We start from the raw sequence: 11220 nt of genomic DNA, 5'->3' as shown, positions 1-11220 counted from the left end.
TATTAATTTAACTCAAATATTGCATCGACTTCTACAGAAACTCCCAAAGGTAAGCTGTTTGTACTCACTGCTGCTCTTGCATGCATGCCAGCATCTCCAAATATTGAGGCTATTAGATCTGAAGCACCATTAATTACTTTAGGTTGATCTGTAAAGTCATCAGTTGAGTTAACAAATCCTGTTAATTTAATACATGATTTAATTTTTGATAAATCATTATCACAAGCTTTTTTAACTTGCGAGATAATGCTTAATGCACATCTTTTAGCTGCATTATAACCAGCTTCAGCATCTAAATCTTTTCCAATTTTTCCTTTGATTAGTTGACCATTTTCGTCAATAGAAATTTGTCCTGATACAAATAACATTTTACCTGAAATTTTTGTAGCAACATAGTTTCCAACTGGTGGTTTTGCCTCTGGAAGTACTATCTTAAGTTCTTTAATCTTATTATCGTAACTCATTTTGCTTTCCTTTTTTTTGATTTCTTAGTTTTATCGTATTCTTTTCTTTTCTCAATCAATATTAAAGCTTCTTCCATTGTCAATTCTGTGGGGTCTTTTTCCTCTGGTATCGTTGCATTAAGTGATTTGTATTTAATATAAGGCCCATATTGTCCTTTCATAACTTTTACAGGTTTTTTATCTTCAGGATGTTCTCCTAAGTCTTTTATTATTGATGAAGACATTCGGCCAGGTTTAGCTTCAGCTATTAATGTAATAGCTCTATTTAAACCTATCGAAAATATCTCTTCAATGTTTTCTATTCTTGCAGATTTATTCTCACATTTTAAATATGGACCGAATCTTCCTGTATTTAATGTAATTTCTTTTTGATTATCAGGATTTATTCCTAAAGATTTAGGTAAAGAACATAAAAATTTAGCTTTTTCTAAATCAATACTTTCTAGATCTAAACCTTTAGGAATTGAAACATTCTTTAAAAGTTCATTAACATTTGATTTAGATTTTTTAGTCTTTTTCTTTTTTTTTGTATTTTTTTCAATTTCTTCTGCTGTTTGAATTTTTTCGTACTGAAGATATGGTCCGAATCTTCCATTTTTTAAAAATATATCATTACCATTTTCATGTTTTCCAATAAATTTTGGCTCGGCTAATTGTGCTTGTGCCGCAGCTTTTGCCTTAGATAATGGTCTTGTAAATTTACATTCAGGATAATTTGAACATCCTATAAAAGCACCACCTCTAAAGCTATTTTTTAAACTAAGTGTTCCTGAATTACATAATTGGCACTTTCTAACTATATTTCCTTCCTTATCTTTATCAAAAATTAATTCACCTAAGCTATCATTGAGTAGATCTAAAACCTCTCTAGTTCTTTTTTCTTTTACCTCTGAAACATTATTATTAAAGTCTTTCCAAAAAAGCTCTAGAACTTTAATCCAACTTTCCTTTCCAGTGGTTATTTCGTCAAGTTGGTCTTCTAATCCTGCTGTAAAATTATAATCTACATATTTTGAAAATAATTTTTCTAAAAAGGCAGAAATTAATTTTCCTCTGTCAGTGGGAAAAAACCTTTTATTTAATATCTCTGCATAACCTCTATTAGCAATAGTAGAAATGATACTTGCATAAGTAGATGGTCTTCCAATACCCAGTTCCTCGAGTTTTTTTACTAAACTAGCCTCAGAATATCTAGGTGGTGGCTGAGTATAGTGTTGTTCGTCTAATAAGGCTTCAATATTAATTGGTCCTTTGGAAACATCTGGTAAAACATTTTCATTTTCATCTTTATTTTGATTATTATAAATTTTCAAAAATCCATCAAATTTGAGAACTGATCCGCTAGCTTTACAAATAGTATCATTATTGTCTGAAGTTATTGTAATGGTGTTTCTATCAAACTTAGCAGACTCCATTTGAGAAGATAAAGCTCTACTCCAAATAAGATCATATAGTTTATTTTGATCAGTACTTAAATATTTCTTAACACTTTGGGGAGTTCTGATTATATCTGTGGGTCTAATTGCTTCATGAGCTTCCTGAGCATTCTTAGCTTTTTTACCAGAATAATTCAAAGCATCTTTAGGCAAGTATTCGTTACCAATTTCTTTTTGGATATAATCTCTAAAAGCTGACACTGCATCTTTGGATAAATTAGTTCCATCTGTTCTCATATAAGTAATCAAGCCAATTGTTTCACCTTCTATCTCAATACCTTGATAAAGCTTTTGTGCTATTTGCATTGTTCTAGATGCACCAAAACCCAATCTACTTGATGCCGTTTGCTGAAGAGTAGATGTAGTAAACGGTCCAGATGGATTTCGATTAACAACTTTGCTTGAAATATCTGTAATACTAAATTTTTTTTTGTTTACACTTGCTATAGCTTTAATTATTTCTTCTTTATTTTTGAATGAAAATTTTTCAATTTTATTATTATCTAATTGACTAATACTTGCGGTAATTTTTTGATTATTTTGATCTATAAAGTTTATACTTAAAGTCCAAAACTCCTCTGGCTTAAAAGACTCAATTTCATGTTCTCGTTCAGTAATTAATTTTAAAGCAACAGACTGAACTCTTCCTGCAGATTTTGAGCCGGGTAGTTTTGTCCAAAGTATTGGTGAAATATTAAAACCAACTAAATAATCTAAAGCTCTTCTAGCCATATAAGCATCAACTAGATGAGGTTCAATTTGTCTTGGATTTTCAATTCCTTGTATGACAGCTTTTTTAGTTATCTCATTAAATACAACTCTTTCAATTTCTTTATCTTTTAAAAGTTTTTTTTCATTTAAATATTCTTTTACATGCCAGGCAATAGCTTCACCTTCACGGTCAGGGTCAGTAGCTAATATAATTTTAGATGAATCTTTTGCTGCATCAGTAATTTCTTTAAGATATTTTTTTGAAAAACTGTCAACTTCCCATTCCATTTTAAAATCTTGGTCTGGATCAACTGAACCATTTTTAGAAGGTAAGTCTCTTATATGTCCATAACTTGCTAGAACTTTGTAATCATCACCCAAATACTTATTTATCGTTTTAGCTTTAGCAGGACTTTCTACAATGACCAAATTCATAGACTACAAACTACTCAAATCACTTAGATAGTCAATTTAATAAATTTTTGTCTTTGTTTCTTCTTTATTTTTCAATCTTTTAATATTTTCTCTATGAGTAAAAAATATCAAGACAAACATAATCGTAAAAAAAATTCCTTGATCAAATTGAGTTAAAAGCAATAAATATATTGGTATAGACGCTGCACCTACTAAAGATGATAACGAGGAATATTTAGAAATGAAAAAAGTTATAAACCAAGAAATAGTAAAGATAATTCCAAAATAGATATTTATGGCAAATAAAATTCCAACATAAGTTGCAACACCTTTTCCACCTTTAAACTTTAACCAAATCGGAAAAACATGACCTAAAAAAGCACACAGAGAAGCAATATATAAAAAATCTTGATAAAAAACTTTTACATAAATAACAGGAGCTACAGCTTTAAAAATATCAAGCACCAATGTTGAGTAACCTATTGCTTTATTCCCAGTTCTGAGAGCATTAGTGGCTCCAATATTACCTGAACCAATTTCTCTAATATCTTTTTTTAAAAAAATTTTTGTAAGTATAAAACCGAATGGTACAGAACCCATAAGGTAAGAAATTATACCTATTAAAAAAATATCCATCCTATAGCTTAAATAATTCTTTTCCTTTTACAAAGGTATTTGTGACTTTACCTTGAAGTTTTTTATCTTCTATTGACGTATTTTTTGATTTTGAGATTAATTTATCTTTTTTTACAATCCATGGTTTGTCAATATCTACTATACATAGGTCTGCGTCATTTCCTATAGAAAGATTACCTTTGTTTATTTTGAGTATTTTTGCTGGATTAGATGTTAGAGCTTTGATTATTGTTTCAAGTTTGAGAGATCCGTTATGATATAACTCTAAACTTAGAGATAAAAGTGTTTCAATACCAGAAGCACCAGTAGCAGCTTGAGCAAAAGTTAATCTTTTTGATTCTTCATCTTCAGGTTTATGATCTGAAACAATTACATCAATCAAGCCATCTTTTAATCCTTGCACTAGAGCCAATCTATCTTCCTCTCTTCTTAATGGTGGAGATAACTTTAAAAAAGTTTTAAAATCTCCAATGTCATTTTCATTTAAGGATAAGTTATTAATCGAAACCCCTGAGGTAAATTTAACAATTTCCTTTCTATATTTGATAACTTCAACTGATTTTTGTGATGATAATTGAGATATGTGATATCTACATTTGACTTTCTCTAGCAATGTTAAATCTCTCTCAATTAAAATTCTTTCTGCGATTTCTGGTATACCTGATAATCCCAATTTAGACGCAATTATTCCAGAATTTATCATACCATTTTTTGCAAGTTCGTAGTCCTCAGCGTGTTGTATTATCAGACAACCTAAATCTTTAGCTGAGTTCATTATTCTTGACATTAATCTAGGATTTTGAATTGTTTTTATTCCATCAGTGAAAGCAATTATTCCTTTGGCTTGTAAAAGACCAAACTCTGTCATGTTGGTACCTTCAATATTTTTTGTAAGAGAGGCAGATGGAAAAATATTTATTTTTGACTTATCTCTTCCTCTTCTTTTTAAAAAGTCGACTATAGATACATTATCTATAACTGGATCAGTATTTGGCATTGTAACTACCGATGTAACTCCACCAGATAATGCCGCATTACTTAAGGTTCTAAAGTTTTCTTTATATTCATATCCAGGTTCACCAACAAAAACTCTCATGTCTACCAAGCCTGGAAAAATATATTTTCCTTTTAAATCAATTGGCTTTTCTCTGGCAGGTAGATTATTAGTATTTACTTTTTTTCCTATGGCTTCGATTTTACCTTCTTCACTTATAATCAAACCCCCAACTTCATTGATTGAATTATGAGGATCAATTATGTTAGCGTTTATGAAATATTGCTTTTTCATCATGTACAAAATATCTTTAAACAAGCCATTCTTACAGCAACACCTAGTTCAACTTGTTCTTTAATTACGCTTTTATTTATGTCATCTGCTAATATTGTATCTATTTCTATACCTCTATTCATTGGTCCAGGGTGCATAATTAATGCATCAGATTTAGCATGCTCAAGTTTATCGGGAGTTAAACCGTAATATTCATAATACTCTCTATTTGATGAAAGATATGAACTTGTCATTCTTTCATTTTGTAATCTTAGCATCATGACGATATCACAATCTTTCAATCCTTTTTTCATATCAGTAAAAGTATTAACACCAAATTTTTCGATTTCTTTCGGCATAAGATTTGTTGGAGCAATTATATTTACTTCAGCTCCAAGCATATTGAGAAGATAAATATTTGATCTTGCTACTCTTGAATGTAGAATGTCACCACATATTGCAATTTTCAATCCTTCAATTTTATTCTTTCGAGTTATAATTGTTAAAGCATCTAAAAGAGCTTGAGTAGGGTGTTCTCTTCTTCCATCACCAGCATTTAGCACTGCACAATTAACTTTTTGTGAAAGTAAGTTACAGGCTCCAGAGTCTTGATGTCTTATTACAATAATATCTGGATGCATCGCATTTAAAGTCATGGCTGTATCGATTAATGTTTCACCTTTTTTAATCGCAGAGTTACTTATATTCATAGACATAACGTCTGCTCCAAGTCTTTTACCAGCCAACTCAAATGAACTCTGAGTTCTAGTAGAGGGTTCAAAGAATAAATTGATTTGAGTCTTTCCTCTCAACACATCTATCTTTTTATTTTTGCTTTGATTAACTTTTATAAATGTGTGTGCTTCATCAAGTATCAAATTAACATCATTGATTGATAAATCTTGAATACCTAACAAATGTTTTTGGGAAATTTTAATAGCTTTATCTGTTTTAATTGCCATTAAAACCAACTCTATAGCTATAATTGTCTATAATAGCAAGTATTAATTATTTAAAAAATCTATTGCTCCTTGTAATATAAAAGCAGCAGCATTTTCATCGATTTTCTTTTCTCTTTTACTCACATTGATGTCTAATTGACTAGATAGATTAAAAGCACCAACTGTTGATAATCTTTCATCCCATAGACAAATAGGAATATTAATATTTTCTTCAATTTTTTGAGAAGTGTCCTTTACAGATTGAGCTGATCTTCCTGATGAACCATCCATATTTAAAGGATTTCCAATTATTATTCCTTTAATATTATTTTCATCAATAATTGCTTTAAGCTCAGAAATTAATTCATTAAGAGTATTCCTATTTATTGTTTTGAGAGGAGTGGCAATTAATTGTTTTTCATCGCAAATAGATACACCGATTCTTTTAGAACCAAGGTCTAAACCTATCAATCTACACTTATCTGAGTGTTTTTTTTTAAATTCCTCTAAAGTGATCATATTGTATATTTTAAACTTAAGTGATAGTTTGCGTCATATTAAATAGCATATGAGTATAGATCTTAAAACAATAAAGCATATCTCTAAATTATCAAGAATTTCAGTCGATGAAAAAAGAGCTGAAAAATTAGCTGGTGATTTAAATTCAATTTTTGACTTTATTGAAAAACTAAATGAATTAAAAACAGACAATGTAGAGCCATTAACCTCAGTTGCTGAAACAACATTAAAACTAAGACCTGACGAGGTTAAAAGTAAGAATATCAGAGAACAAATTGTAAAAAATTCTCCTCAAGATAATGAAGATTATTTTGTTGTACCAAAGGTAATTGAGTAATGTCAGATATAACAAAACAATCTTTAACAGAATTAGTTGAAAATATTAAAAATAAAAAGCTATCTTCAACTGATGTAACCAAAGCATTTATTGAAAGATCTGAAAAGTCCAAAGAATTGAATGCATATATTACTGAGGATTTCACTTCAGCTTTAGACAAAGCAAAAAAATTTGATCAAAAACCAAATTTAGATCTAAAATTACCAGGTATCCCAATGGCAGTAAAAGATTTATTTTGTACAAAAGATGTTAAAACAACTGCTGGTAGTAAAATTTTAAATAATTTTGTACCAACATATGAATCAACAGTAACTGACAATATTTGGAATGAAGGTGCAATACTTTTAGGTAAATTAAATTGTGATGAATTTGCAATGGGCTCATCAAATGAAACTAGTTTTTTTGGTAACGTGCAAAATCCAATTGATAAAGACTTAGTTCCAGGTGGTTCATCAGGTGGTTCTGCTTCAGCAGTGGCTGGACAATTAACACCGATTACAATTGGAACAGATACTGGTGGATCAATAAGACAACCTGCTTCTTTTACAGGAACAGTAGGATTAAAACCTACATATGGAAGTTGCTCACGTTATGGAATTGTTGCTTTTGCATCATCATTAGATCAAGCAGGACCAATGGCTCAGAATGTTAAAGATTGCGCTTTATTACAAGAGGTAATTAGCACTTACGATCCAAAAGATTCCACTTCAATAGATTTTAAAAGAAATCAATACAGTAAAGAACTTACTAATAATATTAAAGGAAAAAAAATTGGGATACCAAAAGAATATAGAGTTGATGGAATGCCAAAAGAAATTGAAGATCTTTGGCAAAAAGGAATTCAGTATGTCAAAGATTGTGGAGCTGAAACAATTGATATTTCTTTACCTCATACTAGTTATGCTTTACCAACTTATTATATCGTTGCTCCTGCAGAAGCATCTTCAAACCTAGCAAGATATGATGGTGTTAAGTATGGATTTAGAGCTAAAGGTGAAAATCTAATTGATATGTATGAAAAGACAAGATCAGAGGGTTTTGGTGCTGAAGTACAAAGAAGAATTATGATAGGAACTTATGTTTTATCGTCTGGTTATTACGATGCTTACTATCTAAAAGCTCAAAAAGTAAGAAAGTTAATAAAAAATGATTTCGATGAAGCATATAAAAAGATTGATGCAATATTAACTCCGTCAACACCAAGTTCAGCATTTAAAATAGGTGAAAAAACAAATGATCCAGTTTCGATGTATCTCAATGATATATTCACAGTCCCAGTTAATCTTGCAGGATTACCAGGAATTTCAATTCCAGCAGGACATGACTCAAAAGGATACCCATTAGGCTTACAAATAATTGGTAAAGCTTTTGATGAACAAAATATATTAAATATTGCCTTTGCAATGGAAGAAAAGATTAATTTTAAAAATAAAATTACCGATTGGTGGATCAAGTGAATAAAAAAAATTCAGAATATCTAATCAATCGAAAAGATAATCAATACGAGGTTGTTATTGGTTTAGAGGTTCATGCTCAAGTATTATCAGAGTCAAAATTATTTTCTACCTCTGCTACTAAATTTGGAGCTGAACCAAATACCCAGGTAAGTTTAGTTGATGCAGCGTTCCCAGGAATGCTACCTGTAATAAATGAATTTTGTGTAAAACAAGCTATTAAAACCGGTATTGGCCTTAATGCAAAAATTAATAAACGTTCTGTATTTGATAGAAAAAATTATTTTTATGCAGATTTACCTCAAGGATATCAGATTTCTCAATTTAAAGATCCTATAGTAGGTGAGGGTAAAGTCATTTTAGATATGCCTGATGGTCAAAAAGAAGTTGGTATTGAAAGATTACATTTAGAACAAGATGCAGGAAAAAGTATTCACGATCTTGATCCTCAAAATACCTTTGTAGATCTTAACAGATCAGGTGTGGCTTTAATGGAAATTGTAAGCAAACCAGATCTTAGATCTCCTGATGAAGTAAGTGCATATATTAAAAAATTAAGATCAATAATGAGATATTTAGGTACATGTGATGGCAATATGCAAGAAGGATCACTTAGAGCTGATGTTAATGTTTCTGTAAGAACAAAAGGCTCAAAAGAATTTGGAACAAGATGCGAAATCAAAAATGTAAATTCAATCAAATTTATGCAAATGGCTATCGAATATGAGGCAAATAGGCAGGTAGATTTAATTGAAGAAGGCAAATCAATTGATCAAGAGACAAGATTATTTGATACAAAAAAAAATGAAACAAGATCAATGAGATCTAAAGAGGATGCACACGACTATAGATATTTTCCAGATCCTGATCTATTGCCTTTAGAAGTTTCTGATGAATTTATTAATGACCTTAAGACTAACATCCCAGAATTACCGGACGATAAAAAGAAAAGATTTATAGATCAATTTAAGCTTTCACCATATGAGGCAACAATCTTAGTCTCAGATATTGATACAGCAAAATATTTTGAAGAAGTTGTAGCTAAGATGGGTAAGAATAAAGATATAAAATTAGCAGTTAACTGGATTACAGGTGAATTATTTGCAGTTTTAAATAATAAAAATTTAGAAATCTCTCAAAGCCCAGTAAGTGCAAAGAATTTAGCCATACTAGTTAACTTAATAAAGAATGGAACAATTTCAGGAAAAATAGCAAAGACTGTATTTGAACTAATGTTGGACGGGGATAAAGATCCTCAAAAAATAGTTGAAGAAAAGGGACTCAAACAACAAAGTGATCCTAAAGCAATAGAGGCTTTAATTGATAAAATAATTAATGATAATAGAGAAAAAGCAATTGAATATAAACAAGGTAAGGAAAAATTATTTGGTTTTTTTGTTGGTCAAGCAATGAAAGCTTCTGGTGGTAAAGCTAATCCTCAACTTATAAATGAGATTTTAAAGAAAAAACTTCAGTAGAATGGGTGCAAACCTTGATATTACAGAAAAGTTACAAAATTATATAAATGATTTTGGATTAAGTTTACATCCAGTCCAACAAGAGATAATTGATTATAATAAAACTTTAGGTGACATCAAAAGAATGCAGATTGATCCCACACAATGTCATTTTCTTCATCTAATTATAAAAGTTTCAAATATTAAAAATGTTCTTGAAATCGGAACTTTTACTGGTCTGAGTGCGCTCACAATTTCACTCGCTTTACCTGATGACGGAAAGTTAATTGCTCTTGATAAAGATGAAGAGACAAACAAAATATCATTAAATTTTTTTAAAAAAGCTAATCAAGATCATAAAATTCAAACAATAATTAAACCGGCTCTTGAAAGCTTGAAAGAATTAGAAAATAATAAATTTGATATGATTTTTATTGATGCTGATAAAATGAATTATAAGGAATATTATGAAAAATCCCTAAAATTATTAAATAAAGGTGGGTTGATCATTATTGATAACGTTTTATGGCACGGTGAAGTAGCTGATGAAAAAAATAATGATAAATTTACTATAAATATTAGAGAATTTAATAAATTTGTATCTGAAGATAAAAGAGTAGAGCAAATAATTATTCCATTAGGTGATGGAATGACTGTTTGTAGGGTTTTATAATGTTTAAAGTTTTTGGTTTTTATAAATTCATAAAGGTTAAATCTTTAAAAAAAAACAAAGTTTTTTTACAGAAGTTTCTTATTTCAAACCATATTAGAGGAACGATAATCATTGCTAAAGAAGGATTAAATGGCACTATTTCTGGTAGCGTCAAAGATATTGATAAAACTACTAAAAAACTAAAATCTTTATTCTTATTTAAACTATTTGATAGTAGCAATGAGTCTAAATCTAAATTTCAACCGTTTCATAAGCCTAAAGTTAAGATTAAAAAAGAAATTGTACCTATGAATTTAATCATTAATCCTAAAGAGAGAAATATAAAATCTCATTTAGACCCAAAAGATTGGAATGAACTAATTAAGAATAAAGAAACTTACATAATTGATACTAGAAAACCTTTTGAATATAAGGTTGGAACTTTTAAAAGATCAGTAAATCCAAATATAACTAATTTTAGAGATTTTCCTAAGTATTTGAATAAATTGAAGAAAAATAAACCAGTAGCAATGTTTTGTACTGGTGGAATACGTTGTGAAAAAACTTCTGTTTATTTAAAGAAGAAAGGATTTAAAAATATCTATCAACTAAATGGTGGAATTTTAAATTATCTAAATAAGATAAAGAAAAATGAAAGTTTGTGGAAAGGTGAGTGTTTTGTATTTGATAATAGAATTAGTCTAAAACATGGATTAAAGTTAGGCTCTTATTCTATGTGTAGTGGATGTAGAATGCCTATTTCTTCAAAAGACAAAAGATCAAATAAGTATGAAGAGGGAGTTTCTTGTCCAAATTGTTATGATAAATTAACAGAAACTCAAAAATCACGTTTTAGAATGAGACAAAGTCAGATATACAAAGCAAAACAATCTGGAAAAAAACATATTTTTCAAAAAGAATTTAAATAAGGA

General features: G+C 29.5%; 11 protein-coding genes. 5 read left to right on the top strand and 6 right to left on the bottom strand.

Annotated elements, in window-relative coordinates; all coding sequences use genetic code 11:
- Positions 1-2 precede the first annotated feature (2 nt).
- Genes ACTTAV_RS04840 through ruvX form a run of 6 tightly spaced genes read right to left on the bottom strand, consistent with a single transcriptional unit; the run spans position 3 to position 6388 of the window.
- Complete coding sequence (locus ACTTAV_RS04840; protein ID WP_440670583.1) at positions 3-464, bottom strand: RidA family protein; 462 nt, start codon at positions 462-464, stop codon at positions 3-5.
- Entirely contained in the window at positions 461-3046 is a 2586-nt protein-coding gene (gene topA / locus ACTTAV_RS04835) for a type I DNA topoisomerase (protein WP_440670582.1), read from the bottom strand. Before topA ends, ACTTAV_RS04840 begins: the two co-directional genes overlap by 4 nt.
- Before the next feature lie 36 nt (positions 3047-3082).
- Positions 3083-3661 carry a glycerol-3-phosphate 1-O-acyltransferase PlsY gene (gene plsY, locus ACTTAV_RS04830; RefSeq protein ID WP_440670581.1) on the bottom strand — a complete coding sequence of 193 codons (579 nt, stop codon included), beginning with the start codon at positions 3659-3661 and terminating at the stop codon, positions 3083-3085.
- A 1-nt stretch (position 3662) separates the two neighbouring features.
- Positions 3663-4949, bottom strand: coding sequence for a dihydroorotase (pyrC, locus tag ACTTAV_RS04825; protein WP_440671031.1), 1287 nt, complete (start codon positions 4947-4949; stop codon positions 3663-3665).
- Positions 4949-5890 carry an aspartate carbamoyltransferase catalytic subunit gene (locus ACTTAV_RS04820; protein ID WP_440670580.1) on the bottom strand — a complete coding sequence of 314 codons (942 nt, stop codon included), beginning with the start codon at positions 5888-5890 and terminating at the stop codon, positions 4949-4951. The genes pyrC and ACTTAV_RS04820 overlap by 1 nt, the downstream gene beginning before the upstream one ends.
- 42 nt (positions 5891-5932) lie before the next feature.
- On the bottom strand, positions 5933-6388 hold the full coding sequence (gene ruvX / locus ACTTAV_RS04815) for a Holliday junction resolvase RuvX (RefSeq protein WP_440670579.1): 456 nt from the start codon (positions 6386-6388) through the stop codon (positions 5933-5935).
- A 49-nt stretch (positions 6389-6437) separates the two neighbouring features.
- Here ruvX and gatC point away from each other — a divergent pair, with 49 nt between their 5' ends.
- Genes gatC through trhO form a run of 5 tightly spaced genes read left to right on the top strand, consistent with a single transcriptional unit; the run spans position 6438 to position 11217 of the window.
- Positions 6438-6725, top strand: coding sequence for an Asp-tRNA(Asn)/Glu-tRNA(Gln) amidotransferase subunit GatC (gene gatC / locus ACTTAV_RS04810; protein ID WP_440670578.1), 288 nt, complete (start codon positions 6438-6440; stop codon positions 6723-6725).
- Entirely contained in the window at positions 6725-8182 is a 1458-nt protein-coding gene (gene gatA / locus ACTTAV_RS04805) for an Asp-tRNA(Asn)/Glu-tRNA(Gln) amidotransferase subunit GatA (RefSeq protein ID WP_440670576.1), read from the top strand. The genes gatC and gatA overlap by 1 nt, the downstream gene beginning before the upstream one ends.
- Positions 8179-9657, top strand: a complete 1479-nt coding sequence (gatB, locus tag ACTTAV_RS04800; RefSeq protein WP_440670575.1) for an Asp-tRNA(Asn)/Glu-tRNA(Gln) amidotransferase subunit GatB — start codon at positions 8179-8181, stop codon at positions 9655-9657. The genes gatA and gatB overlap by 4 nt, the downstream gene beginning before the upstream one ends.
- Before the next feature lies 1 nt (position 9658).
- A complete protein-coding gene (locus ACTTAV_RS04795; RefSeq protein ID WP_440670574.1) occupies positions 9659-10309 on the top strand; it encodes an O-methyltransferase in 651 nt (216 codons plus the stop codon).
- Complete coding sequence (gene trhO / locus ACTTAV_RS04790) at positions 10309-11217, top strand: oxygen-dependent tRNA uridine(34) hydroxylase TrhO (protein ID WP_440670573.1); 909 nt, start codon at positions 10309-10311, stop codon at positions 11215-11217. Before ACTTAV_RS04795 ends, trhO begins: the two co-directional genes overlap by 1 nt.
- The last annotated feature ends 3 nt before the right edge of the window (positions 11218-11220 follow it).

The organism is Candidatus Pelagibacter sp. HIMB1483 (genome assembly GCF_052048135.1).
Classification (GTDB): Bacteria; Pseudomonadota; Alphaproteobacteria; order Pelagibacterales; family Pelagibacteraceae; genus Pelagibacter.
This window is presented reverse-complemented; position numbering and strand designations above follow the sequence as displayed.

Bases quoted from the DNA above. Each gene is read 5' to 3' on its own strand.
- ACTTAV_RS04840 (WP_440670583.1), bottom strand. From the start codon at position 464: ATGAGTTACGATAATAAGATTAAAGAACTTAAGATAGTACTTCCAGAG.
- topA (WP_440670582.1), bottom strand. From the start codon at position 3,046: ATGAATTTGGTCATTGTAGAAAGTCCTGCTAAAGCTAAAACGATAAAT.
- plsY (WP_440670581.1), bottom strand. From the start codon at position 3,661: ATGGATATTTTTTTAATAGGTATAATTTCTTACCTTATGGGTTCTGTA.
- pyrC (WP_440671031.1), bottom strand. From the start codon at position 4,949: ATGAAAAAGCAATATTTCATAAACGCTAACATAATTGATCCTCATAAT.
- ACTTAV_RS04820 (WP_440670580.1), bottom strand. From the start codon at position 5,890: ATGGCAATTAAAACAGATAAAGCTATTAAAATTTCCCAAAAACATTTG.
- ruvX (WP_440670579.1), bottom strand. From the start codon at position 6,388: ATGATCACTTTAGAGGAATTTAAAAAAAAACACTCAGATAAGTGTAGA.
- gatC (WP_440670578.1), top strand. From the start codon at position 6,438: ATGAGTATAGATCTTAAAACAATAAAGCATATCTCTAAATTATCAAGA.
- gatA (WP_440670576.1), top strand. From the start codon at position 6,725: ATGTCAGATATAACAAAACAATCTTTAACAGAATTAGTTGAAAATATT.
- ACTTAV_RS04795 (WP_440670574.1), top strand. From the start codon at position 9,659: ATGGGTGCAAACCTTGATATTACAGAAAAGTTACAAAATTATATAAAT.
- trhO (WP_440670573.1), top strand. From the start codon at position 10,309: ATGTTTAAAGTTTTTGGTTTTTATAAATTCATAAAGGTTAAATCTTTA.